This is a genomic window from Streptomyces sp. NPDC031466 (assembly GCF_055581265.1).
Map to the genome: position 1 here is coordinate 276676 of NZ_JBVIJT010000009.1, position 23106 is coordinate 299781.

Genomic DNA, 23106 nt, shown 5'->3' on the forward strand with positions numbered 1-23106 from the left:
TCAGCCAGTCTGCCCGAGGCCCGCGCGGGGGCCGCCGGGAGCGGGCGAAGGGCCCCGTGCCGGCCCGTACCGGCGGGCCACGCGCCGGAATTGGACCGGAATGATCAACTCCGCCAGGGTGTGGCGGCGCATCCTGCCAAAGCCCGCCGAGCACGTCCAACCGGCGCCCCGCATATGCCCGCTGTTCCTCACCCTGGGACTTGCCCGCCAACTCCCCGCCGATGTTCACTCCTTCGGGTGGCCAGGCAGGCGATGCGCGACCGCCACCCACCGGCACTGGAAGGGTCAGGTGCCGTAACCGGGGGCGCGCTCGTGTTGACGGATCGTCACCCGGGCCCAAGGGCAGACGAAAAACAGGAATGCGAGCACCGGTGCAGAAGATGCGGCCTCGGCGCAAAGGCAAGCAGACGGCCCCGGAAGGGGCCACGCCGGGCGCGACCACCCCGACGGAGCGTGCGCCGGAGCGCACGGCCACGGACCCCGTGACGGCAGCGGCAGGAGTGGACGCGGCCCGGCCCTCGGGAGCGGCTGTCCCGCCCCCTCCCGCTACCGGAACCCGTCCGACGGGACCTGACATGACACCGTCAGGGGTATCGGCCGGGGCAGCGGTGGGGACACCGGCCGGAACGCCCGCGGCAACGCCCGCGGGGACCTCGGCAGGCACGCCCGCCGGTCCCGCCGCGCCGGCCTCCGCCGGGGACGCCGGCCCGGCCTCGCCCGCCGCCAAGGCGGCCGCCGCGGCCGCCGCCGGCGTCGGCAAGAAGCCCACCGCCCGGGTCCGCAACCGGCTGGTCATCGCCGTGGCCGTGGTGGCCGCCGCGATCGTCGGCGCGGGCGCGCCCGCCGTCATCGCCGCCTCCGAACGGCTCAACGACACCCAGAACCTGGTGACCCTCGCCGAGCACACCCAGCAGGCGGTCTCCCTCGGCCACTCGCTGGCCGACGAGCGCGACGAGGTCACCTCCTTCATCGCCGCGGGACGCCCCGAGGGCAAGGGCCTCTCCGAGAGCCGCAGCGCCCGCGTGGACCGGCAGATCGACGAGCTGCGCGCCGCCGAGGCGCCCGCGGGGCTGCGCGCCGAGCTGGCCGACGTCGCCGCCGTCCGCCGGGCCGCCCTCACCGGCAAGAGCACCGCGCTCGAAGCGCACGAGGCGTACTCCAAGGTCATCGCCGAGCTCCACGGCCTCACCCGGGACCTGGCCGAGCAGCTGCCGGTCGAGGTCAACAAGGGCGCCTTCGCCCTCGCCGACCTCGACCACGCGGTCGAGCAGGCCGCCGCCGCCCGCGGGCTCCTCCTGGCGGCCCTGGCCGTGCCCGGCGGCACCGGCGCCTCCGAGCTGGACCCGGTCACCGGCCTCCCCGTCACCGGCGGCGAGGACTCCTCGGCCGACGCCGAGCGCCGCGACGGTCTCAGCGCCGCCGCCCAGCGCGCCCACGTCCGTGAGCTGGCCGCGCTCGCCGACTTCCGCGACGCCGCCGACGACCCCGCCCGGTCCGCGTACGACTCGACGGTCACGGGACCCGAGGTCGGCGCCGCGGAGAAGTACCTCGCCAGGCTCACCGACCGGCCCACGCTCTCCGCCGCCGAACAGCGCTACGACCGCAAGAAGCTGGACGCCGCGCTCTCCGCCCGCATCGAGACGATGCGCGGCGCCGAGTCCGCCCTCGGCGTGGAGCGCACCAAGCGCCTCGCCCAGCTGCGCGACGACGACGTGACGGCCCTGGAGGTCCGCGTCGCGCTCGTCGGCGTCCTCCTGCTCGTCGCCGTCGGCGTCTCCATGGCGATGGCCCGCTCGCTGACCCGGCCCCTGGCCGTCCTGCGGCTCGGCTCCGCCCGGCTGGCCGCCGAGCCCGAGCCGCAGGAGCCGATCCGCTTCACGGGCCGCGACGACGAGTTCGCCCAGGTCGTCCGCTCCGTCAACGCCCTGCACGCCCACGCGGCGGCCCTCACCGAGCGCCTGGGCACCCTGGAGACCGACCGCAAGCACCTCATCGGCAAGCGCCAGGCCATGGCCGACGAGCGCGAGGCCCTGCGCGCCGAGCTGGCCGAGGCCTCCGCCCACCTGGAGCGCGTACGCCGCTCCATCCACGGCACCTTCGTCAACCTCGCCCTGCGCACCCTCGGCCTGGTCGAGCGGCAGCTCGCCGTCATCGAGAACCTGGAGGACCGCGAGCAGGACCCCGACCGGCTCGCCACGCTCTTCAAGCTCGACCACTTCGCCACGGTCATGCGCCGGCACAGCGAGAACCTCCTGGTCCTCGCGGGCGCCGAGCACGGCCACCAGCACCCCGGCCCGGTCCCGCTGGTCGACGTCATGCGCGCCGCCGTCTCCGAGATCGAGCGGTACGAGCGGGTGCGCATCGCCACGCTGCCGCCGCACGCGCACATCGCGGGGTTCGCCGCGGACGACATCAGCCACCTCACCGCCGAACTCCTGGAGAACGCCACCTCCTTCTCGCCGCCGGACGCGGCCGTCGAGGTGTCCGGCTGGCTCCTGGAGAGCGGCGAGGTCATGCTCTCCGTGCAGGACGAGGGCATCGGCGTCCCCCAGGACCGCATGCGCGAACTCAACGCGCGCCTGAGCGACTTCGACCCCGACGACGCGTACGACCAGGAGAGCGGTGAGGGCCTCGGCCTCGGGCTCTACGTGGTGGCGCGCCTCGCGGCCCGGCACGGCGCGCGGGTGCGGCTGCGGGAACAGAAGCAGGGCGGCGTCGCGGCGGTCGTGGTGCTGCCCAAGCCGATCCTGGCCGAGGCGCCCTCCTCGGCCGCGGTGGTCACCCCGCCGCGGGGCGGCGAGCCCGTCACGCACCTGCCGGGCTCGGAGGCGGAGGCCAACTCCAACGTCCTGCCGGGTCGGGCCACCGGGACCCCTGGCGAGGACCCGCTGATCGCGGCGGCCGAACGGACCCTGGAGACGGCCCTCCCGAAGCGGACGCAGGACCCCGACCCCGGGCCCGACCTCGACCTCGGGCCTGAGTCCGGGGCCGACCTCGCGACCGCGGACCGGCCGGAGGGCGAGCCCGTGCCCCAGCCGGGCGCCGAGGACGCGGGCGCGTCGGCTGCCGCTCCCTCGCCCTCCGCCGAGACGACCATGGAGCTGTTCGCCCCACCGGCCCCGGAGGCGGAGCCCGAGCCCCACGCCTCGCCCGAGGCGGAGCCCGAGCCCGAGTCCCGTACCTCCGACGCGGGGCCCGGGGCCGCGTCGCCCAAGTGGGAACGCGTCACCGACAAGGGGCTGCCCAAGCGCACCCCGAAGATCACCTCGCCCACGACCGCCGCGCCCAGGCAGCGCAGCGGCTCCGTGGACGCCGAAGCGCTCCGCCGCCGCCTCGGGGGGTTCCACCAGGGCGCGCAGAGCGGCCGACGGGACGTGGAGGCCGAGCTCGCCGCCGGGGAGAACCCCGCGGAGGCACCGGAGCCGTCGCCCCGGTCGGAACGTAACGACAAGAACGCGAAAGCCGCAGACGTAATGGGGGACTCAGTCGAGGAGGCAAGCAGTTGACTGCGCCCATGCGCACGCCCAGTTCTTCCGCCGGACCCACCACAGCCGGAGCCGCGACAGCCGGAGCCGCCACGGCCCCGCCCGCCCCGGCGGACGGACCCGCGTACGGTCTGAGCAGTGAGGCCCGCAACCTGCACTGGCTGCTGACGAACCTCGTGGAGGAGGTGCCCGGCATCCTGTCCGTCGCGGTGGTCTCCTCCGACGGACTGCTGCTGCTCTCCTCCGACCCCGGGCAGGGCGCGGAGCGGCCCGCCGCGCACCCCAAGGGCCCCAAGGGCTCCAGCGCCGACCTCGCCACCATCGTCTCCGGGCTCTGCTCGCTGACCATCGGCGCGGCCAAGCTGATGGACGGCGGGGGAGTCAAGCAGACCGTGGTCGCGATGGAGGAGGGCAGCCTCTTCGTCATGTCGATCAGCGACGGCTCGCTGCTCGGCGTGCACGCCACCCCGGACTGCGACATGAGCGTCGTCGCGTACCACATGGCGCTCTTCGTCGGCCGCGCCGGCCACGTCCTCACCCCCGAGGTCCGCAGCGAGCTGCGCCAGTCGATGGAGAGCGCCCGATGAGCGCCGGCGGCGGCACCGGCCGCAGGGCGCCGAAGCTCCCCCAGCGCGGCGGCGACCGCAAGCCCGCCCGCGTGCGCCCCTACTCGCTGACCGGCGGACGGACCAGGTTCGGGCACGTCCTGCTCGTCGAGACGTTCGTGGCGAGCCACCCGGAGCTGGAAGCCGCCGAGGAGCGCCGCGAACTGCCCAAGGGCACGCTCGCCAGGGTGATGCCCGAGATGCGGGCGATCGTCGAGATCTGCCGCCGCATGCGCACCGTGGCGGAGATCGCCGCCCTGTTGAAGATGCCGCTCGGCGTGGTCCGCGTACTGATCAGCGACCTCGCCGACCAAGGAAAGATCCGCGTGTACGGAACGGGCCACGGCCCAGGACAGCCCGACCGCGCACTGCTGGAAAGGGTGCTGAGTGGACTCCGCCGTCTCTGAACTCCTCGCCGACGAGGGTCAGTTGCAGGCCTGGCAGACCGACCGGTCGCGCGCCCCGATCGCCACGAAGATCGTGGTGGCGGGCGGCTTCGGCGTCGGCAAGACGACGCTCGTGACCGCCGTCTCCGAGATCACGCCCCTCCAGACGGAGGCGCTGATGACCCAGGCGAGCGCCGATACCGACGACCTGAGCGGCACCCCCGACAAGACGACCACCACGGTCGCCATGGACTTCGGCCGCATCACGCTCGACGACGACCTGGTGCTCTACCTCTTCGGCACGCCCGGTCAGCAGCGTTTCTGGTTCATGTGGGACGACCTGGTGCGCGGCGCGATCGGCGCCGTCGTGCTCGCCGACACCCGCCGCCTGTCGGACTGCTTCCCGGCGCTCGACTACTTCGAGAGCTGCGGCCTGCCGTACATCGTGGCCGTCAACCACTTCGACGGCAGCGAGCGGTTCGAGCCGGCCGATGTGCGCGAGGCGCTGACGGTGCCGCCGCACATACCCGTGCTGATCATGGACGCCCGGCAGCGGATCTCGGTGATCGAGTCCCTGCTCGCCCTGGTCGGCCACGCGCTGGACGTCACCCCCGAGTAGCGTCACCCTGAGTTCAAGAGAAGGACCCACATGCGGAAGATACTTGTCGTGGGAGCCGGTCAGTCCGGGCTCCAGATCGCCCTCGGGCTCCAGGCGCGGGGGTACGAGGTCACCCTGATGTCCAACCGGACGGCGGACGAGATCCGCTCCGGGCGGGTCATGTCCACCCAGTGCATGTTCGACACGGCGCTCCAGCACGAGCGCGACATCCAGGCGAACTTCTGGGAGTCGCAGGCCCCGAAGATCGAGGGCGTCGGCGTCTCGGTCGCCGGCCCCGACGGCTCCCGGGCCATCGACTGGGTCGGCAAGCTGGACGGGTACGCCCAGTCCGTCGACCAGCGCGTGAAGATGGCGGGCTGGATGGAGACGTTCGCGCAGCGCGGCGGCCAGTTGGTCATCCACGGCGCGGCGGTCTCCGACCTCGACTACTTCTCCCGCGCCTACGACCTGGTGCTCGTCTCGGCGGGCAAGGGCGAGCTGGTGTCGATGTTCGAGCGCGACGCCTCCCGCTCGCCGTTCACCGCGCCGCAGCGCGCCCTCTCGGTCGCCTACGTCCACGGTCTCGGCCCGCGCCCCGAGCACCCCGAGTTCGACGCGGTGCGCTGCAACCTCGTGCCCGGTGTCGGCGAGCTGTTCGTGATGCCGACCCTCACCACGTCCGGCCGCGCGGACATCCTCTTCTGGGAGGGCGTCCCGGGCGGGCCCCTCGACGTCTTCCAGGGCGTCAAGGACCCCAGCGAACACCTGGCGCTCACCCTGGAACTCCTGGAGAAGTACCTGCCCTGGGAGTACGCGCGCGCCACCAAGGTCGAGCTGACCGACGCGGGCGGCACGCTGGCCGGGCGTTACGCCCCGACCGTGCGCAAGCCGATCGGGCGGCTGCCCGGCGGCGGCGCGGTCCTCGGCGTCGCGGACGTGGTCGTCGCCAACGACCCGATCACCGGGCAGGGCTCCAACTCGGCGTCCAAGTGCGCCGCCTCCTACCTCTCCTCCATCGTCGAGCACGGCGACAGGCCGTTCGACGAGGAGTGGATGCAGTCGGCCTTCGACCGCTACTGGGACACCGCGCAGTGGGTCACCAAGTGGACCAACGCCATGCTGGGCGCCCCGCCGGAGCACGTCCTGAACATCCTCGGCGCGGCGGGGCAGCTCCAGCCGGTCGCCGACCGGTTCGCGAACGGCTTCAACGACCCGGCCGACTTCGAGAACTACTTCTACGACCCGGCCAAGGCCGCCGCCTACCTGGAGTCGGTCGCCGCCGGCGCCTGATCGCCGCCGTAGCCCAGGTCGCTGCCCGAGGTCGCCCCCTCGGGCAGCTCGGGCGGGGTGTAGCCGCGCAGGGGCCGGCGCCCCGGGTCGGGCCGCACCGCGCCGAGGACGGGGTTCGCCGCGATCGGCGACACCTTGACCCGGGCGCCGGGGCGCGGCGCCTGGACGACCTTCCCGTCGCCCAGGTACAGCGCCACATGCGTGGCCTTCGGGTAGTACACGACGAGGTCGCCCGGGCGCAGCTTCGACAGGGGGACGCGCCGCAGCTCGGCCCATTGTGCCTGGCTGGTCCGGGGGATCTCGCGGCCCGCGTGCGCCCAGGCCCGCGAGGTCAGGCCCGAGCAGTCGTACGCCTTCGGGCCCCTGGCCCCCCACGCGTAGGGTCTGCCGATCTGGCGCACCGCGAAGTCGAGGGCCTGCTCGCCCTGCCGTGAGGGCGCCCGCGTGGCCGGCCCGCCACTGAGCGCGCCGGACGCCATGAACGCGCGCTGGGCCCTGGCCGTCCCGGCGTCCTCGGCGGCCCGCAGCGCGTCGAGCTGGTCCGGGGTGAGGGCCGCGAGCAGTTCCTGGACCTCCTTGAGCCGCCCGCCGATCTCGTCCCGCTGCTTCTTCTGCCGTGCGGCCAGGGCGCTCTGGGCGGCCAGCGCCTTCCGCGCCGCGCCCGCCAGCTCGTGGGCCTTCTTCTCGCCGCCGACCAGGCGTTCGACGGCGGCGGCCCGTTCGGCGGCCAGCCGCCCGATGACATGGCCCTGGTCGAGGGCGTGCTGCGGATCGCGGGCGAGCAGCAGGCGTACGTAGGGGGAGAGGCCGGTGGCGCCCTGGTACTGCTGCCGGGCGAAGCGGCCCGCGTCGCCCCTGCCGTCGTGCACCGAGGCGCGCGCCCTCGCCAGCCGCCTGCCGAGCTCCTCGGCCTTGGCGCGCTGCTTCCTCAGCTTCTCCTCGGTGGCGTTGTAGGTCTCCGTCGCCTCTTCGGTGGAGCGGTACAGGCGCTGAAGGTCCGTCAGCAGCGCTGTGACGGAACGATCCTGCGGCCCCGGGGCCGCGTGGGCGGGGAGAGCGGTGGTGCACAGGGCGCTCAGGGCGGCCCCGGTGCAGGCCCAGCGCAGCAGGCGTGCTGACACGTCATCACCTCCGGTGTGCGGAAGGGACCTCCTTCGCGCACCCCGAGCATCCGGCCCGGGCGCCGGGGCCGCCTCCCGGCGGGGGCGGCCGGGGGAACCGGACCGCTCGTCCAGGGGCGCACGGCGTGGGACGTTGCGTTGTCCCACTGCGGATGCTTCGTGGCCGGTCGCGCCCGCGCGGCGCGGCGGTCAGGGCCTGGGCCGCTTCGACCACGGCCACTTCGGGCCGCTGTCCGTGTCGCCCTCGGCGTCGTACTCGTAGCGCCACTTCGCGGTGAGCGGGAGCCGGCCGCCCGTCTCGGCGGGCACCCGGCGGTAGACCAGGACCGTCGGGGGGCCGCCCGAGTCGTCCGGTACCGGGACGCGGTAGACCTTCGGCGGGTGGCCGGTCGGGCCGAGCAGGATGGGCAGGACGCGGCCGTCCAGGGGGCCACCCACGAACGGTGTCTCTTCGCTCTTCACGCCACCAGTGTCACACCAGGGGCCGTCACAGCAGGTGGGCCGCGTCGGCGAGCACGGGCAGCACGCGGCGCGCGAGTGAGCCGACCGGGCCCTCGGGCGTCTCCAGGGCCAGCGCCCACCGTACGACCTGGGCCGTCTGCGGGTCGCGTCCCGCCGTCGCCACGAGGACCGCCATGAACTGCTCGACGAGCATGTCCCGCAGGTCGTCCAGCGGCGGCTGCTTCCCCTCGTCGAGCCAGATCAGCGAGGCCGCCTCCACGGCGGTGATCCACATGCGTACGGTCAGCCGGAGCCGGGGGCCCGGCTCGGCCACGTCCAGGTGGGCGAGGATGTGCTCGGCGGCGGCCCGGCGCACGCCGTCCACTATCGAGGTGGTCCGGGAGGTCTCCACCACGCTGCCGCCCTGGAGCAGCGCGCTGAACCCGGTGTCGTGCTCGTCCACGAAGGCCAGATACCGGTCGAGCGCCCGGGCGAGCCGGTGGGTCAGCGGCCCCTCGGGCGGCTCGGCGAAGCAGTCCTCCAGCTCGTCCGCCGCCGAGCGCAGCGCGGCCTCGTACAACTGCTGCTTGCCGCCCGGGAAGTAGCGGTACACGAGCGGGCGCGAGACGCCGGCCGCCTCCGCGACGTCGTCGAGGCTGACCTCCTCGGGCGCGCGGTGCGCGAAGAGGGTGAGCGCGGACTCCAGGAGCTGGCGCCGCCTCGCTTCGACGCTGAGGCGGCGGTAGGCGGGTGTGGCCGGCGACGTCATGCTCCGCAGCGTAACCGGCGGTGCCCCCGGCGGGGGTGCGGGCGGCCACCCGTGCCCGGCGCTCAGGCGAGCAGCCCCGAACTCCGCCAGAGCCGTCGGCCCACCCCCCGCAGGACGCCTATGTCGTCCAGGAAGTCCGTGAGCCGTTTCGCCCCGGACTGCATGACCTCCCTGCGGTGCCCGCTCGCCCGCACCTGCGCGACGGCCTCCGCGCGGTCGAGCCCGACGTCCGAGTAGACCCTCGGGTTCACGAACGCGAGGGAGAAGACCCGCGCGGCCTCGCCGCAGCTGAGGCGGGTCAGCTCCTGCTCCCACCGCGGCGCGGTCACCATCTGGCGCCGCAACTCCTCGCGGGCGTACCGCACATGGCGCGCCTCCTCCACCACGTGGATGCGGGTCACCCCGCGCACGATCGTCTGGACGCGTTCGTCGGGGAAGGTGTGCCGCTGCATCCAGTCGAGTATCTCTTCGCCGAGCAGCGTGCAGGCGAAGGAGCCGGGGGTGGTGGAGACGGTCTTCAGGACGCGCGCGAGATTGTGGTTGAGGCGCGTGACGGGGTACGTCGGCGCGCCGCCCTTCTCGATCATGCGCGCGAACATCATGGAGTGCCGGCACTCGTCGGCGATCTCGGTCAGCGCGTACCGCACGTGCGCGCTGGTCACCGACTTGTCGTAGATGTGCCGCACGAGCAGCTGCATGAGGATGATCTCGAACCAGATGCCGAGCGAGGCGAGCGCGGCGGCCTCGTGCCGGGCCAGGTCCATCCGCTGCTCCTCGGACATCCGCTTCCACAGCGGGGTGCCGTAGAGCGAGACCAGCTCCGGCGGCCAGAACCACTTGCCCTCCTCGACGGGGGCGTCCCAGTCGAGTTCCCTGTCGGGGTCGAAGGAGTGCCTGGCGGAGGATTCGAGGAGCCGGACGGCCACCTGCTCACGGTCCTTGAGCAGGCCGAGCGCGTCCCGCAGCCCGGCCGGCGAAACGTCTTCCGTCACGGTCGTCATGACTGTCCCTGACTTGTCGAGGTTACCGGCGGTCACCTCTTATGAGACTGCCTGTCAGCAAGGGCGTCAATCCCTCGCGCACGACTTGTTGACGCTGCGTCCAGGAGCTGTGAGCCTGCCCGTATGTCGACGCATGAGCTTTACACCAGGCCCCCTGGTGAGCCCGACTGGCAGGTTCCGTCGGCGGGTTCGGCCCGGTTCAGCTGGGAGTACGACGAAGGACGGGACCGGCTGCTCGCCCTGTACCAAAAGGGCAAGGACAAGCAGTGGGACGGCGCCAGACGCATCGACTGGGAGCTGGAGGTCGACCCGCTCGACCCCCTCGGCACCCCCGACGAGTCGATGTCGCTGTACGGCACGCCCCACTGGGCCAAGCTGACGGAGAAGGACAAGGGCGAGCTGCGCCGGAGCTACACGTCCTGGCAGTTCAGCCAGTTCCTGCACGGCGAGCAGGGCGCGATGGTGTGCGCGGCGCGCATCGTGGAGTCCGCGCCCGACCTGGACGCGAAGTTCTACTCCGCGACCCAGACCATGGACGAGGCGCGGCACGCCGAGATCTACGGACGCTTCCTGCACGAGAAGATCGGGATGCTCTACCCGATCAACGACAACCTCCAGTCGCTCCTCGGCGACACCCTGCGCGACTCCCGCTGGGACATGCCCTACCTCGGCATGCAGGTCCTCATCGAGGGCCTCGCGCTCGCCGCGTTCGGCATGATCCGCGACACCACGGACAAGCCACTGCCCCGGCAGATCCTCGCGTACGTCATGCAGGACGAGGCCCGGCACGTGGCGTTCGGACGGATGGCGCTGCGCGACTACTACAAGCAGCTCACCGACGCCGAGCTGCGCGAGCGCGAGGAGTTCGTCATCGAGGGCTGCTACTCGATGCGCGACCGGCTGCGCGGGGTCGAGGTCCTGGAGAACTTCGGCATCCCGACCGCGCAGGCCGAGGAGTACAGCGAGCAGTCCGAGTTCCTCGCCCTGTTCCGCCGGCTGCTGTTCAGCCGCATCGTCCCGTGCGTCAAGGACATCGGCCTGTGGGGCAAGCGCCTCCAGCAGGCCTATGTGGACATGGGCGTCCTCGAGTTGGGCGACGCCAACCTCGACCAGCTCATGGCGCAGGACGAGGAGATCGCCGAGAAGCTGGACGCCGAACGCTTCGCCGCCGAGGAACGCGAGCGGGCCGAGGAGGTACGGTCCGTCATCGCCTCGGGGGCCGAGGACTGACCCCGGGGGTCCGCCGGCCCGTGTGGCGGCGCGACAGGGGGCGTTCGGGTCAGGAGCCGTGTGCCCCGCGGCCGGCGTCCAGGGCCGCCTCCATCACCGCCTTCGCGATCGGCGCCGCGCTGCCCCCGCCGCTGATGTCGTCGCGGTCCGCCGACGCGTCCTCGACGACCACCGCGACCGCCACCGAGGGCTCCGGGTCCTCCTCGCCCTGCGCCCAGGAGACGAACCAGGCGTAGGGCGTGCCGGCGTTGTCGAGGCCGTGCTGGGCGGTGCCCGTCTTGCCGCCCACCGTCGCCCCCGGGATCGCGGCGTTCGCGCCGGTGCCCTTCTCCACGACCTCCGTCATCATCTCCCGCAGCAGCGCGGCCGTCGCCGGGTTCATCGCCTGGCGCAGCGTCCTGGTGCCCGCGGTGCTGATGACGTCGCCGTCCTCCGTGGTCGTCCGCTCCACGAGGTAGGGCGACTTGACGGAGCCGCCGCCCGCGACGGCCGCCGAGACCATCGCCATCTGCAACGGCGTCGCCCGGGTGTCGTACTGGCCGATGGAGGAGAGCGCGAGCTGCGCCCGGTCCGGGGAGGTGTCGAAGTTGCCGGGCGAGACGGAGAAGGGGATCCGCAGCCCCGGGTCGTTGAACCCGAAGTTCTCCGCGGTCTCCAGCATCGCGCTCAGGCCGGTGTCGACCCCGAGCTTGGCGAACACCGTGTTGCAGGACCACTGGAACGCGTACCGCAGGGAGGCGTTGGCGCAGCCGTCCACCTCGTTGGTCAGCCGCGTACTGGTGCCCGGCAGGGTGTACGGGCTCGGGGACCTGGTCGGCGCGTCCACGTCCCGCACGGCGCCCGCCTCCAGCGCGGCGGCGGCCGTGACCACCTTGAACGTCGAACCGGGCGGATAGGTCCGGCGGATCGCCCGGTTCAGCATCGGCTTGGCGCGACTGCCGTTCAGCTCGGCCCAGGCGTCCGTCACCGCCCGGCCCGTCCCGGAGAGCCGCTCGGGGTCGTAGGACGGCGTGCTGACCAGCGCGAGGATCCGGCCGGTGGCCGGCTCGATCGCCGCGACGGCGCCCCTCTTGCCGCCGAGCCCGGCGTACGCGGCCTGCTGCACCGCCGCCCGGATCGTCGTCTCGACCCGGCCGCCGGGGCTGTGCGCCCGCGTGAGGTCGTTCCACAGCGGCAGCGGGGCGAGCATCGGATCGGTGCCGGAGAGGAGGTCGTCCTCAGCGTTCTCCAGGAACGTCGTGCCGTACACCTGCGAGGCGAAGCCGGTCACCGGGGCGTACAACGGCCCGTTCTTGTACGTGCGTTCGTGGCGCAGCTGCTCGCCGGTGTCCTTGGAGCCGGTGACGGGCCGCCCGTCGACCAGGATGTCGCCGCGCGGCTGCTCGAAACGGACGATGGCCCGGCGGCGGTTGGCGGGGTTGTCGTCGAGGGAGTCGGAGTCGACGACCTGGACGCGGGTGGCGTTGACGAGCAGGGCGACGAGCAGCAGCGCGCAGAAGGCGGCGGCGTGCCTGATGTACCGGGTCACGGCGTCACCTCGCCGACGGGCTGGCTGCGCGCCGAGTGGCTGACCCGGATGAGCAGGGCCACGATGATCCAGTTGGTGACGACCGACGAACCGCCCTGGGCGAGGAAGGGCATCGCCATGCCGGTGAGCGGGATGAGCCCCATCACGCCCCCGGCGATCACGAAGACCTGGAGCGCGATGATCGAGGAGAGGCCGATCGCGAGCAGCCGCCCGAAGGGGTCGCGCAGCGCGAGCCCGGCGCGGTAGCCGCGCTCCACGAGCAGGGCGTAGAGCAGGAAGACCGCGCAGAGACCGGCCAGGCCGAGCTCCTCGCCCGCCGTCGCCAGGATGAAGTCGGACTTCGCGGCGAAGCCGATGAGGATGGAGTGGCCGAGCCCGAGCCCGGTGCCGAGCGTCCCACCGGCCGCGAACGCGAAGAGGGACTGGGCGAGTTGGTTGGGTCCTTGGCCCGCGTCGATGGAGGCGAAGGGGCGCAGCCAGTCCTCGACGCGGCTGTGCACGTGCGGTTCGAGGGAGCCGACGGCGAACGCGCCGAGCGCGGCCAGCAGCAGGCCGACCGCGATCCAGCCGGTGCGGCCCGTGGCGACGTACAGCAGGATCACGAAGAGTCCGAAGAAGAGCAGTGAGGTGCCGAGGTCGCGCTCCAGGACCAGGACGCCGACGCTGAGCAGCCAGATCGCGACGATCGGGCCGAGGACGCGTCCGGTGGGCAGTTGGAGGCGCTTGAACCGCCACAGGGTGCGGCCGGTGTAGGCCAGCGCGTTGCGGTTGGCGGCGAGGTGACTGGCGAAGAAGACGGCGAGCAGGATCTTGGCGAACTCGCCGGGCTGGATGGAGAACCCGCCGATCCTGATCCAGATCCGGGCGCCGTTCACGGCCGGGAAGAAGATCGGCACGATCATCAGGATCAGCGCGGCGACCACGGAGAGATAGGCGTAGCGCTGGAGCACGCGGTGGTCGCGCAGGAGGAGCACGGCGGCGGTGAAGAGCCCGACACCGACGGTCGACCAGATCAGCTGGGCGGGCGCCGCCTCGTCGTGCGGCGTCTCCAGGTCGAGGCGGTAGATGAGCACCAGGCCGAGGCCGTTGAGGAGGACCGCGATCGGCAGCAGCAGCGGATCGGCGTACGGCGCGCGGAAGCGGACCGCGAGGTGCGCGAGGAGGGCGAGCACACCGAGCCCGGCGCCGTATCCGGCGGCGCCGGGCGGGACGGTGCCGTTCTTGGCGAGGCCGACGGCGCAGTAGCCGTAGACGGACAGCAGTACGGCGACGACGAGCAGGACCAGTTCGGTGCCCCGGCGCCGGGGGACACGGACGGCGGGCACCGCGGGGGGTGCGGAGCCCGCTCTCGTTCCGGTCATGCCCGGAACGTAGCAAGCAACATGCCTTCACGTCCGCTTATGTCGTCTATGTCGGCCCGGCCGGGCGCGGGGGCGTCAGCACCAGCGCGGGGTCTTCCCGAGGATGGCGATGTAGTGGGCGGAGCCCCAGGCCCAGGTCCCGTCGGTGAGCTGGTACCAGAGGGCGGTGCGGCCCACCGGGCTGCCCTTCGTCTTGCAGAAGATGGTGACGACCTTGCCGTACGGCTCACTGCGGACCACCCGGCCGCCGCGGTTCGGGGCGTCCCGCACGAGCAGCCCGGACTTGGCGGTCACCCGGCCCTTGTAGACGGGCGGGTGGTGGTCGGTGCCGTCCAGCGCGGCGGCGGGGCCGGTGGCGGTGAGTGCGGCGAGGGCGCCGCCGGCGGCGATCAGGCCGAGCCGGGCGGCGGTGGTCCGCGGGGACATGGGGCCTCCTGGGGGGAAGGGCGGGCGGCCCCGGCGGTGCGCGAAGGCCGCGACTCACCGTAAAAACGGCATCCCGCGCGCGCAAACGCTCACCGGCGTCCCTGGGCTCACCGGACGCCGGAGTTCACCCGGTGCCAGGGGTGGCCGGGGGGCCGGAGTTCACCGGCCGTCAGGGGTCGCCGGGCGCCTGGGCTCACCGGGCGCCGGAGTTCACCCGGTGCCAGGGGGCGTTGGGCGTGAGAGCTCACCGGGCGTCAGAGTTCACCGGGCGTCAGGGCTCACCGGGCGCCTGGGCTCACCGGACGCCGGAGTTCACCCGGTGCCAGGGGGCGCCGGGCGTCAGAATTCACCGGGGCCTCAGGGCTCACCGGGAGTCAGAGTTCACCGGCCGTCGGAGGGGCCGTCCGCCCGCTCCTCGTCGGAGCACTCGTCGAAGGGCAGCCGCAGCGTCGCCACCGCCCCGCCGTCCGGGGCGTTGGCGAAGATGAGCCGGGCCCCGAGCACCGCCGCCTGGCCCAACGCGATCGTCAGACCGAGGCCGTGCCCCTTGCTGGTGCCCTCGGTGCGGAAGCGCTGCGGGCCGTGCTCCACCAGGTAGTCGGGGTAGCCGTCGCCGTGGTCCCGCACGGTGACGACCGGCCCGTCGACGCTCACCACCACCGGCGCCCGGCCGTGCTTGAGGGCGTTGGCGACGAGGTTGCCGAGCACCCGTTCCAGGCGCCGCCGGTCGGTCTCCACACAGACGTCGCGGACCACGACCAGCTCCGTGCCCCCGCCCGAGGCCCGCACCACGCGCTCCGCCAACGGGGCGAGGTGATGGGCGTCCAGGTCGACCCGCTCGCTCTTCGCGTCCAGCCGGGAGATCTCCAGCAGGTCCTCGGTCAGCGTGCGCAGCGCGGCCACCCGGTCCCGCACCAGCTCCGTGGGGCGCCCCGGCTCCAGGAGTTCGGCCGCCGCGTGCAGCCCGGTCAGCGGGGTGCGCAGCTCGTGCGCCACGTCGGCGGTGAACCGCTGCTCGCTCAGCAGCTTGCCCTGGAGCGTGGAGGCCATGGTGTCCAGCGCCCCGGCGACGGCGGCGACCTCGTCCCGGCGGCCGGTGGGGCCCTTGGTGCGCGGGTCGTTGACGCGCGCGTCCAGGTCGCCCGCGCTGATCTTCCGGGCGACCTGCGCCGTCAGTTGCAGCCGCCGGGTTACGCGGGTCACCGCGAACGCGCCGACCAGCAGCGTCGCGCCGATCGCGAGGACGGAGGAGCCGAGGATCGCCCGGTCGACCCCGTCGATGGTGCGGGCGCCCTGGGAGTAGTCGATCTGGACGGCGATGGCGCGGCGCCCGTCGGCGGGCCCCGCCGCCCACATCGTCGGCCGGGACCCGTGGTCGGCGACCATGGTGCCGCGCTCCCCGTCCAGCGCGAGGTCGCGCAGCCGGTCCGGCAGGCCGGGCGGGTCGACGGCCGCGCCGGTCCCGAGGCGGTCGCCGGCCTCGTAGTGCTCGGTGGCCTCCGTCAGGCGGGCCAGGGCCCGCTCCCGCGCCTGGCCGACGGTCTGGTCGGTCACCGAGACGTGCACGAGCGCGCCGAGCAGCGCGGCGAGCGCGCAGCACATGACGGTGATGAAGACGGCGGCCTTCCAGGTGAGCGTCGCCGTCCACGCGGGCAGCCGCGGCACGCGCGGGCGCCGGGGGCTCATCGGCCGCCGCCCGGGGAGGAGCTCTGTGCGGGCCGGGCGGGCGCGGTCCGCGGCGACGTGGGCCGGGGCGCGTTCGCGGAGCGCACGATCTCGTCCCGCTTCGGCAGCATCGTCTTCTGGTGGGAGTCCCAGGACCAGACGGTGTGGTACTCGTACCCCGGCAGGCTGGAGACGGCCCGGATGATCAGGTCGCGTCCGGCCAGCTCCACGCCGAGCACGGCGTCGCTCATCTCCATGACCTGCGTCAGCCTGCGGTGTTCCTCGGCGTAGACGCGGATGTCGAGGTTCTCGTCGGGCGTCGAGACGCCGACGATCAGGTCGTCCTTGCCGTCGCCGGTCAGATCGCGGTAGTACGCCTTGAGCACCGGGCAGCGCTCCTGCGCACCGGAGTCCTCGGCGGCGCAGTCGTCGAGGCGCGCGACGGTCTCCTCGTACACGGCGTCCGAGGTGTCGTACGTCCCCGGGTTCTGCTCGAAGTCCGCGCGGACGACGTCGGCCGGATTCACCTTGCGCAGATCGCCGCCGGGCACCTTCACGCCGGTGACGCGCACGCTCTCTATGGCGCCGTAGTCCTCGGCGGGCGCGGAGGGGGACGGCAGGTCGGGCCACAGGCGGGTGGGGCCCTGGGCGGTGGGTGTCGCGCCGGCGCCGCGCAGCCCGCCGGGGTCGCCGCAGCCGCCGGCCAGCGCCCCGGCGAGGGCGGCGAACGCGGCGGTGAGGGCGAGCCGGCTGCGGTTCACTGCGCTCCTGCCTGCCGCGGGGCGCGGCCTGTCGTGGGGTCCGGCCTGCCGCTCAGGGCACCAGGTCGGCGTAGAGGATGATGTTGTCAGACCGGTGGCCGCCGACGAGGGGCCCGCCGCAGGTCAGCAGGCGCAGCTCGGGGCGCCCGGTCGCCCCGTACACCTTATGGGTGGGGAAGTCCTTCTTGTCGACCTGCTGGATCTCCCGCACCCGGAACCGCGCCGTCCGGCCGTCCGCGCGCGGTACCCGGATCGCGTCGCCGACCCGGACCCGCGCGACGTTCCTCATCAGCGCGGGCCCGTGCGCGGTGTCGTAGTGCGCGACGATCACGGCGGGGCCCTTCTCGCCCGGTGTGACCCCGCCGGTCCACCAGCCGGGCTGGTCCGCCTTGTCCACCGGCGGCACGTCCAACTCCCGGTCCGCGCCGACACCCAGACCGAGCATCGACCGCGCGTCGACGCCCGCCGCCGGGATCCGCAGGCCGGTGGGCCGGGACGCCGTCAGCGGCGCGGGGGCCCGCCCCGCCCGCGGCACGGCGGCGCCGTGCACCCGCACATCGGGGGCCGGGGCACCGCCGCCCCACCCGCAGGCGATCAGCCCGACACCGGACGCGGCGGCCAGCCCCGCGACCACGACGACACGTCCGGCCCGCCACCGCTCCCGTCCCCGCGCGGGCGGGGCGGGGGGAGTGCTCATGGGGGCTCCTCGAACGGGATGGGGTGAGGGGATCATGCGGCGGTGCGGCCGCGGCGCAGCATCGCGTAGCCGAGGCCCGCCGCGCCGGCCGCCGCCATGCCGCCGCCGGCGGCGAGGAGCGCCGGGTCGCCCGTGGTCCGTACCCCTTCGGCGCCCGCCGCGACACCGCCTTCGGGCACGGCGGCCGTGCCGGCCCCGCCCTTCAGGCGCGTGACGCCGATGTGCCCGTTGGACGCGTACAGCTCGTACCGCACGCCCCCCTGGGTGACGGTGGGGTGCCGGGCCGAGAGCGTGGCGAGCTGCCGGTCCCCGACCGAGACCGTCGCGGTGTACGAGCCGCCGCGGCCGCGCACCTCGGCCTTGGTGCCGTTGCCGAGGGTGACGTGGTGGACCTCGGCCGCCGGCCCCGGCCGCGGCGTGTCCGCGAAGGCCCCCGCGGCCGGTCCGAGCAGCGCCCCGCCGAGGAGCACGGTGGCGGCGGCGGTGCGCAGGAGGGCGGGGCGGCGGGTGCTCACGGGGTGTTCCTCACGGTGGTCGGCCGGGGGCGCCCGACCGGCCCGGTCGGCTGCCGGCCCCTTCGGGCACGGCCCGCGCGACGGACGGCGGGGCGGTTGAACGGCTCCGACGGTAGACGTCCGGCATTGCGGCGCCCCGGCGGCCGTGTAACAGCGCGCCATAGCTGTCCGGGCGGTGCTGTCACAGGACCGCGGCGGCGTCCGGCTTCTTGCCCCGGCACCGGGCGGGCTGTTCCCATGGTCGGGGGTGATGCGGCATGAGCGCACTGCGCGTCGTACCGGCCTGGCGGCACGGACAGGAGCGGCTTTACGTCTGCCTGGCCGACGGGGGGAGCGTGGCCTGGTACGACCGGGACGCGTCCCGGGTCAACCTGCTCAGCGAGGACCGCGAGGAGGACGTCCTGCGCGTCCTCGCGCCCTTTCTGACCGGCGACGTCACGGTGGGCCCGCCGCCGGTCCCCACCCGCGCCGAGCTGGCCCGCCTCGCCCTGCACCCCGACGACGACCTCGCCCCGAACCGGCCCGGCGAGGCCCTCCACATCGCCCTGGAGCGCGAGCGACCGCCCGGGCGCGGGCTGCGCGCCGACCCCCGGCGGCGCGCGCTCGCCGCCGAGCAGGCGGTCGGCGCCGTCCTGGACGGGTTCGAAGGGGCGGGCTGGCGGGTGCTGCACTCGCTCCCGCTGCCCGGCGGCGCCCGCATCCACCATCTGCTGATCGGCCCCGGCGGCCTGTTCTGCGTGGGCACGCTCGCGGTCCGCAGGCAGCGGGTGCGGATCTCGGACCCGATGGTGACGGTCGGCAGGGCCGGGCCCCTCCCCGTGCTGCGGACGCTGCGCTCCGACGCGGGGCGGGCCTCGTTCGCGCTGGCGGCCGAGGTCCACCCGGTCCTGGTGCTGGCCGGGACGGTGACGGCCGGCCCGGCTCCCGCGCCGCCGCGCGACGTGCGGGTGCTGGGCGAGGCGGACCTGCCGGCGCTGGCCCGCCCGGGCGGCGTACTGAAACCGGCCGACGTGGAGTCCCTGCACGCCCTGGCCAGGGACCGCCGGACCTGGCTGCGGGTCTGAGCCGGGGCGTCCGCGTCAGCGGCGGGCGACGGTCACAGGTTGTCCCCCCAGCCGCCCTGGATCATGGTCTGGAAGGCCCAGGAGCCGCCGCGTCTGATCAGGATGTCGGCGTAGCGCAGCCGCTGCGTGTGGCCGCCCGCCGTCATCACCGAGTCGGTGAAGACGACGGCCATCGCGGGGGAGAGGAAGACGGGCGTGCGCGTGGACTCGAAGGCGATGTCCTCGCCGCCGTCACCCATCACCTGCGTCATCGTCGCGACGAACCGCTCCCGGTCCCACTGGGCGGCCCGCCCGTCGCCCGCGGCGTCGTCGCTGACCAGGTTGAGCGGGAAGACGGCCAGGTCGGCCATGCGCTCCACGTCGCGCCGCGCGCTGTGCGCGTCGTACGCGGCGAACCAGGCGTCCAGGCTCGCGCGGTCCTCGTCGGTCGGGGCGTATCCGGTCTCGGGCAGGAAGGTCACGCGGTCTCCTCGTCGGGGACAGGGCGGTAGTCGCCGCCCGCGTCATTAATCAACTTTGACTACAGGGGAAGGTATGCCACCGGAGAGCACTGGTCAAACTTGATTAGCTACTTCTCTCTGCTCAGCGGAAGCGGACCACGACCGCCGTCGCGTGCCGCGTGGTGTTCCGCCGCACCTCGACCAGCACCACCGGCTCCGCCGGCAGCGCCGCGTACGTGACGTCGCCGATGCCGATCGCGGTCGCCACCCCCTCGCCCACGGGGTCCGGCAGCGCGCGCGCCGCCGTCGAGCGCACCGCCGGCGACAGCGGGGAGGACACGACCGGCGTGCCGTCCCCCGGCAGCGCGAGGACCAGGGCCTGGGGCCGGGCCGGGTTCCCGGTGCAGCCGACCACCACCGCGTCCCGCGTGTCGCTGTGCCGCAGCTTCAGCCACGCGCGCGCCCCGCCCCTGTACGCCCCGTCGAGCCGCTTGACCACCAGGCCCTCGACACCGGTGGCGGGCAGGGTCTCGTACCAGGTCAGCGCGAGGTCGCGGTCGGTCGTCGACGGCACCGCCTGGAGCGGCGGGCCCCACGGCGCCAGCAGTCGTACGAGACGGGCGCGCCGCTCCTCGTACGGCAGGGGGCGGCAGTCCGCGCCGCCCTGTGCGAGCACGTCGAAGGCCGCGTACGAGGCGGGCAGCGTGCGCGCGAGCACGGCGGCACGCGCGCGGGTGGCCGCCGCCCGCCGCTGCACGGCGGCGAAGTCGATGCGCCCGTCGGACCACACCACGACCTCGCCGTCGAGCGCGGTGCCCTCGGGCAGCCGGAGCGCGGCCTCGGCGAGGTCGGGAAAGGCGCCGGTGACGTTCCGTCCCGAGCGGGCCTGGAGGATCACCCGGCTCCCGGCCTCCCGCAGGACGACCATGCGGTGGCCGTCGAACTTCGGCTCGTACGCCCAGCCGCCGCCCTCCGGCAGCGCGGTGACGGCCTCGGCGAGGGCCACGCGGACGGGCTGCGGCAGGCTCATCGCGCGGCCCGGTCGGGCAGGGGCGCGGCCCGGCCGGGGTCCATGAGCGGCCCGAGCAGATCGCCGTGCTCGCGCAGCCGGGGCGCGATGTCGCCGGCCAGGAAGACCAGCCGGCCCGGCTCCTCGCACTCCTCGATCTCCTCCCAGGTCACGGGGGCGGAGACGGCCGGCTCGGCGCGGGCCCGCAGGGTATAGGGGGCGGCGGTGGTCTTCGCGGCGGCGTTCTGGCTGAAGTCGACGAAGACCTTGCCCGGCCGCAGGCTGCGCGTCATGCGGTGCACGACGAGGCCGGGCAGCTCCTGTTCGGCCCGGACGGCCAGCGATTTCGCGTACGCGCTCACCCGTTCGGAGGGGGTCGGCTCCAGCGGGACGAGCAGATGCAGGCCCTTGCTCCCGGACGTCTTCGCGTACACGTGGAAACCGTCGGCCGTCAGCCGCTCGCGCAGCCACAGCGCGGCCCGGCAGCACTCGACGACGGTGGCGGGCGGGCCGGGGTCGAGGTCGAGCACCAGCCGGTCGGCGCATGCCGGGGCGTCGGCCCGCCACTGCGGGGTGTGGAACTCCGTCACCAGATTCGCCGCCCACATCAGCGAGGCCAGATCCTGCACGAGGATCTGGCGGGTGGGCCCCTCGGAGCGGGGCACCTCGGCGGTGCGCACCCATTCGGGGGTGCCCGGCAGCACGTTCTTGGTGAAGAAGCGCTGGCCGCCCGGCCCGTCCGGATAGCGCAGGAAGGACAGCGGCCGGTCCGCGAGGTGCGGGAGGAGGACGTCGGCGGTGCCCGCGTAGTAGTGCAGCACCTCGCCCTTGGTGAAGCCGCTCGCCGGATAGATGACCTTGTCCAGGTTGCTGAGCGAGATCCTTCGCCCCTCCACCTCTGTGATCGGCGTCATACGATGAGAGTCCCATAAATCATCCGAAATGCCGCAAGTCAGGTGTTTCGCAGGTGGAGTCGTAGCCGGTGGTAGCCGGTCGTAGGCAACTAGGAGGCCCCGGACGTGCGATCCATTTGGAACGGTGCGATCTCCTTCGGCCTGGTCAGCATCCCGATCAAGCTCGTGAACGCCACCGAGAACCACTCCATCTCCTTCCGCCAGATCCACACGGAGGACGGCGGGCGCATCCGCTACCGCAAGGTGTGCGAGCTGGAGGACCGCGAGGTCACCTCGGCGGAGATCGGCAAGGGCTACGAGGACGCGGACGGCTCGATCATCCCGATCACCGACCAGGACCTGGCCGCGCTGCCCATTCCGACGGCGAAGACGATCGAGATCGTCGCGTTCGTCCCCGAGGACCGCATCGACCCGCTCCAGATCGACGCGGCGTACTACCTCTCGGCCAACGGCGTCCCCGCCGCCAAGCTGTACACGCTGCTGCGCGAGGCGCTCAAGCGGAGCCAGAAGGTGGCCATCGCGAAGTACGCGCTGCGGGGACGGGAACGGCTCGGCATGCTGCGCGTGGTCGACGACGTCATCGCCATGCACGGGCTGCTGTGGCCGGACGAGATCCGCGAGCCCGAGGGCGTGGCGCCCGAGGCCGAGGTCACCGTCCGCGACGCCGAACTGGACCTGGCGGACGCCCTGATGGACACACTCGGCGAGGTCGACATGTCCACCCTCCACGACGACTACCGCTCGGCGGTGGAGGAGCTGATCGCCGCGAAGGTCGAGGGCGGCGTGCCCGCCGAGCAGGCGCCCGCCGCCGACGCGGGCGGCGGCAAGGTCATCGACCTGATGGCGGCCCTGGAGAACAGTGTCCGGGCGGCCCGCACGGCGCGGGGCGAGTCCGCCGAGCAGGGCGCGGAGGCAGAGGTCACCCAGCTGCCCACCCGCGCCGCGCGCACCTCGTCGCCCGGGTCCCCCGCATCCCCCAAGGAGGTCGGTGGCAAGAAGTCGACGTCGGCCTCGGCGAAGAAGAAGGAGGCGCCTGCCAAGAAGAGGGCGACGAAGTCCACGTCGACGGCGGGCAAGTCGACGGCGGGCAAATCGTCCGCGGCCAGGACGGCGGCCGGCAAGGCGGGCAGCAGGGCGGAGGGCAAGGCGGCCGGGAGCGGGGCGTCGGCCAAGACCTCGGCCCAGAAGGCGACGACCCGCAAGACGGCCCAGAAGACCACCCAGAAGAAGACCGCCGCGGCCAAGAAGACCACGGCGAAGCGCCGTGCCTCGGCGTGAAATCGGCGCGAACCCGGCGTGAAAAGGGGCCGGTCGGCATTCCGGTTGTCGACTCGGCCCCTCCGCGCGCCTGCCCGCGCACTTGACACGAAAGGGCAAATTGCAAAGCTGGGCCGCCGGGCGGCGCGGCCCGCGCGCGCCGCCTTCGCACGCGAACCGCGTTAAGTCACCAACGGAATACGGGCAAACCGCACCTCCTGGGCTTTTGTGGCCTGTGATCAATATCACAATGGCTTGATGGAATTAGATCCTCCGCGCAATGATCCCTGCGGACACAATGGGATTCTTTGGGATTTCCGGGGGGTTTAAGGTATATGGCCACTAATCCATTCGAGGATGAGGGTGCGGAATATCTGGTGCTCGTGAACCACGAGAACCAGCACACCCTTTGGCCCGTCGGCACGGAAATCCCGGCCGGCTGGACCCTCGTGAAAGAGGCGAGTTCACGGGCCGATTGCCTGGCCTACGTGGAGGCGAACTGGACGGACATGCGTCCGGCGAGCCTGATATCCGGCTCCTGAC

General features: G+C 73.5%; 23 protein-coding genes. 9 read left to right on the top strand and 14 right to left on the bottom strand.

Features of this window, described 5'->3' with window-relative positions:
• Nucleotides 1-575: 575 nt before the first annotated feature.
• Genes ACZ5GP_RS23805 through ACZ5GP_RS23825 form a run of 5 tightly spaced genes read left to right on the top strand, consistent with a single transcriptional unit; the run spans nucleotide 576 to nucleotide 6364 of the window.
• Entirely contained in the window at nucleotides 576-3506 is a 2931-nt protein-coding gene (locus ACZ5GP_RS23805; protein ID WP_468752738.1) for a sensor histidine kinase, read from the top strand.
• 8 nt (nucleotides 3507-3514) lie between these two features.
• Nucleotides 3515-4072, top strand: coding sequence for a roadblock/LC7 domain-containing protein (locus ACZ5GP_RS23810; RefSeq protein WP_468752739.1), 558 nt, complete (start codon nucleotides 3515-3517; stop codon nucleotides 4070-4072).
• On the top strand, nucleotides 4069-4497 hold the full coding sequence (locus ACZ5GP_RS23815; protein ID WP_358698005.1) for a DUF742 domain-containing protein: 429 nt from the start codon (nucleotides 4069-4071) through the stop codon (nucleotides 4495-4497). The genes ACZ5GP_RS23810 and ACZ5GP_RS23815 overlap by 4 nt, the downstream gene beginning before the upstream one ends.
• On the top strand, nucleotides 4478-5095 hold the full coding sequence (locus ACZ5GP_RS23820; RefSeq protein ID WP_358588279.1) for a GTP-binding protein: 618 nt from the start codon (nucleotides 4478-4480) through the stop codon (nucleotides 5093-5095). The genes ACZ5GP_RS23815 and ACZ5GP_RS23820 overlap by 20 nt, the downstream gene beginning before the upstream one ends.
• 30 nt (nucleotides 5096-5125) lie before the next feature.
• Nucleotides 5126-6364, top strand: coding sequence for a styrene monooxygenase/indole monooxygenase family protein (locus ACZ5GP_RS23825; protein WP_468752740.1), 1239 nt, complete (start codon nucleotides 5126-5128; stop codon nucleotides 6362-6364).
• Here the strand turns inward: ACZ5GP_RS23825 and ACZ5GP_RS23830 are convergent.
• The 4 genes from ACZ5GP_RS23830 to ACZ5GP_RS23845 form a co-directional block, all read right to left on the bottom strand.
• Nucleotides 6334-7485, bottom strand: coding sequence for a C40 family peptidase (locus ACZ5GP_RS23830; protein WP_468752741.1), 1152 nt, complete (start codon nucleotides 7483-7485; stop codon nucleotides 6334-6336). The two genes, ACZ5GP_RS23825 and ACZ5GP_RS23830, sit on opposite strands and share 31 nt — an antisense overlap.
• A 189-nt stretch (nucleotides 7486-7674) precedes the next feature.
• A complete protein-coding gene (locus ACZ5GP_RS23835) occupies nucleotides 7675-7947 on the bottom strand; it encodes a hypothetical protein (RefSeq protein ID WP_468752742.1) in 273 nt (90 codons plus the stop codon).
• Between the two features lie 25 nt (nucleotides 7948-7972).
• The gene (locus tag ACZ5GP_RS23840; protein WP_468752743.1) at nucleotides 7973-8695 is read right to left on the bottom strand and encodes a TetR/AcrR family transcriptional regulator; all 723 of its coding nucleotides are present in this window, start codon (nucleotides 8693-8695) and stop codon (nucleotides 7973-7975) included.
• A gap of 62 nt (nucleotides 8696-8757) precedes the next feature.
• Nucleotides 8758-9696, bottom strand: coding sequence for an AurF N-oxygenase family protein (locus tag ACZ5GP_RS23845; RefSeq protein WP_468752744.1), 939 nt, complete (start codon nucleotides 9694-9696; stop codon nucleotides 8758-8760).
• 123 nt (nucleotides 9697-9819) lie between these two features.
• On the opposite strand from ACZ5GP_RS23845, the gene ACZ5GP_RS23850 reads away from it, so the two are divergent.
• Nucleotides 9820-10926: a ferritin-like domain-containing protein gene (locus ACZ5GP_RS23850; protein ID WP_468752745.1), complete on the top strand. Its 1107-nt coding sequence runs from the start codon at nucleotides 9820-9822 to the stop codon at nucleotides 10924-10926.
• A gap of 49 nt (nucleotides 10927-10975) precedes the next feature.
• Here the strand turns inward: ACZ5GP_RS23850 and ACZ5GP_RS23855 are convergent, their stop codons facing one another.
• From ACZ5GP_RS23855 to ACZ5GP_RS23885, 7 genes are all read right to left on the bottom strand, one after another.
• Nucleotides 10976-12454 (bottom strand): penicillin-binding transpeptidase domain-containing protein, encoded by a 1479-nt coding sequence (locus ACZ5GP_RS23855; protein ID WP_468752746.1) that lies wholly within the window; start codon nucleotides 12452-12454, stop codon nucleotides 10976-10978.
• The gene (locus tag ACZ5GP_RS23860; protein WP_468752747.1) at nucleotides 12451-13815 is read right to left on the bottom strand and encodes an FtsW/RodA/SpoVE family cell cycle protein; all 1365 of its coding nucleotides are present in this window, start codon (nucleotides 13813-13815) and stop codon (nucleotides 12451-12453) included. Before ACZ5GP_RS23860 ends, ACZ5GP_RS23855 begins: the two co-directional genes overlap by 4 nt.
• 75 nt (nucleotides 13816-13890) lie before the next feature.
• Nucleotides 13891-14241, bottom strand: a complete 351-nt coding sequence (locus ACZ5GP_RS23865; protein WP_468752748.1) for an SH3 domain-containing protein — start codon at nucleotides 14239-14241, stop codon at nucleotides 13891-13893.
• Nucleotides 14242-14622: 381 nt separating this feature from the next.
• Entirely contained in the window at nucleotides 14623-15927 is a 1305-nt protein-coding gene (locus ACZ5GP_RS23870) for an ATP-binding protein (RefSeq protein ID WP_468752749.1), read from the bottom strand.
• Complete coding sequence (locus ACZ5GP_RS23875) at nucleotides 15924-16667, bottom strand: hypothetical protein (RefSeq protein WP_468752750.1); 744 nt, start codon at nucleotides 16665-16667, stop codon at nucleotides 15924-15926. The genes ACZ5GP_RS23870 and ACZ5GP_RS23875 overlap by 4 nt, the downstream gene beginning before the upstream one ends.
• Nucleotides 16668-16719: 52 nt before the next feature.
• Entirely contained in the window at nucleotides 16720-17364 is a 645-nt protein-coding gene (locus ACZ5GP_RS23880) for a class F sortase (protein ID WP_468752751.1), read from the bottom strand.
• 32 nt (nucleotides 17365-17396) lie between these two features.
• Nucleotides 17397-17879 carry a hypothetical protein gene (locus ACZ5GP_RS23885; protein ID WP_468752752.1) on the bottom strand — a complete coding sequence of 161 codons (483 nt, stop codon included), beginning with the start codon at nucleotides 17877-17879 and terminating at the stop codon, nucleotides 17397-17399.
• A 257-nt stretch (nucleotides 17880-18136) separates the two neighbouring features.
• On the opposite strand from ACZ5GP_RS23885, the gene ACZ5GP_RS23890 reads away from it, so the two are divergent.
• Nucleotides 18137-18943 (top strand): nuclease-related domain-containing protein, encoded by an 807-nt coding sequence (locus ACZ5GP_RS23890; RefSeq protein ID WP_468752753.1) that lies wholly within the window; start codon nucleotides 18137-18139, stop codon nucleotides 18941-18943.
• Nucleotides 18944-18975: 32 nt separating this feature from the next.
• Here the strand turns inward: ACZ5GP_RS23890 and ACZ5GP_RS23895 are convergent, their stop codons facing one another.
• The 3 genes from ACZ5GP_RS23895 to ligD form a co-directional block, all read right to left on the bottom strand.
• Entirely contained in the window at nucleotides 18976-19404 is a 429-nt protein-coding gene (locus tag ACZ5GP_RS23895; protein ID WP_468752754.1) for a nuclear transport factor 2 family protein, read from the bottom strand.
• A gap of 121 nt (nucleotides 19405-19525) precedes the next feature.
• A complete protein-coding gene (locus ACZ5GP_RS23900) occupies nucleotides 19526-20413 on the bottom strand; it encodes an ATP-dependent DNA ligase (RefSeq protein ID WP_468752755.1) in 888 nt (295 codons plus the stop codon).
• Nucleotides 20410-21306, bottom strand: coding sequence for a non-homologous end-joining DNA ligase (gene ligD / locus ACZ5GP_RS23905; RefSeq protein ID WP_468752756.1), 897 nt, complete (start codon nucleotides 21304-21306; stop codon nucleotides 20410-20412). The genes ACZ5GP_RS23900 and ligD overlap by 4 nt, the downstream gene beginning before the upstream one ends.
• Before the next feature lie 105 nt (nucleotides 21307-21411).
• Between ligD and ku the strand changes: the two genes are divergently transcribed.
• Both ku and ACZ5GP_RS23915 read left to right on the top strand, forming a co-directional pair.
• A complete protein-coding gene (gene ku, locus ACZ5GP_RS23910; RefSeq protein ID WP_468752757.1) occupies nucleotides 21412-22584 on the top strand; it encodes a non-homologous end joining protein Ku in 1173 nt (390 codons plus the stop codon).
• A 314-nt stretch (nucleotides 22585-22898) separates the two neighbouring features.
• A complete protein-coding gene (locus ACZ5GP_RS23915; protein ID WP_358590007.1) occupies nucleotides 22899-23105 on the top strand; it encodes an MbtH family protein in 207 nt (68 codons plus the stop codon).
• The last annotated feature ends 1 nt before the right edge of the window (nucleotide 23106 follow it).

What these genes read in the sequence shown, in the direction of transcription:
- ACZ5GP_RS23805 (WP_468752738.1), top strand. Translation starts at nt 576, where the DNA reads ATGACACCGTCAGGGGTATCGGCCGGGGCAGCGGTGGGGACACCGGCC.
- ACZ5GP_RS23810 (WP_468752739.1), top strand. Translation starts at nt 3,515, where the DNA reads ATGCGCACGCCCAGTTCTTCCGCCGGACCCACCACAGCCGGAGCCGCG.
- ACZ5GP_RS23815 (WP_358698005.1), top strand. Translation starts at nt 4,069, where the DNA reads ATGAGCGCCGGCGGCGGCACCGGCCGCAGGGCGCCGAAGCTCCCCCAG.
- ACZ5GP_RS23825 (WP_468752740.1), top strand. Translation starts at nt 5,126, where the DNA reads ATGCGGAAGATACTTGTCGTGGGAGCCGGTCAGTCCGGGCTCCAGATC.
- ACZ5GP_RS23840 (WP_468752743.1), bottom strand. Translation starts at nt 8,695, where the DNA reads ATGACGTCGCCGGCCACACCCGCCTACCGCCGCCTCAGCGTCGAAGCG.
- ACZ5GP_RS23845 (WP_468752744.1), bottom strand. Translation starts at nt 9,696, where the DNA reads ATGACGACCGTGACGGAAGACGTTTCGCCGGCCGGGCTGCGGGACGCG.
- ACZ5GP_RS23850 (WP_468752745.1), top strand. Translation starts at nt 9,820, where the DNA reads ATGTCGACGCATGAGCTTTACACCAGGCCCCCTGGTGAGCCCGACTGG.
- ACZ5GP_RS23860 (WP_468752747.1), bottom strand. Translation starts at nt 13,815, where the DNA reads ATGACCGGAACGAGAGCGGGCTCCGCACCCCCCGCGGTGCCCGCCGTC.
- ACZ5GP_RS23865 (WP_468752748.1), bottom strand. Translation starts at nt 14,241, where the DNA reads ATGTCCCCGCGGACCACCGCCGCCCGGCTCGGCCTGATCGCCGCCGGC.
- ACZ5GP_RS23870 (WP_468752749.1), bottom strand. Translation starts at nt 15,927, where the DNA reads ATGAGCCCCCGGCGCCCGCGCGTGCCGCGGCTGCCCGCGTGGACGGCG.
- ACZ5GP_RS23880 (WP_468752751.1), bottom strand. Translation starts at nt 17,364, where the DNA reads ATGAGCACTCCCCCCGCCCCGCCCGCGCGGGGACGGGAGCGGTGGCGG.
- ACZ5GP_RS23890 (WP_468752753.1), top strand. Translation starts at nt 18,137, where the DNA reads ATGAGCGCACTGCGCGTCGTACCGGCCTGGCGGCACGGACAGGAGCGG.
- ACZ5GP_RS23900 (WP_468752755.1), bottom strand. Translation starts at nt 20,413, where the DNA reads ATGAGCCTGCCGCAGCCCGTCCGCGTGGCCCTCGCCGAGGCCGTCACC.
- ligD (WP_468752756.1), bottom strand. Translation starts at nt 21,306, where the DNA reads ATGACGCCGATCACAGAGGTGGAGGGGCGAAGGATCTCGCTCAGCAAC.
- ACZ5GP_RS23915 (WP_358590007.1), top strand. Translation starts at nt 22,899, where the DNA reads ATGGCCACTAATCCATTCGAGGATGAGGGTGCGGAATATCTGGTGCTC.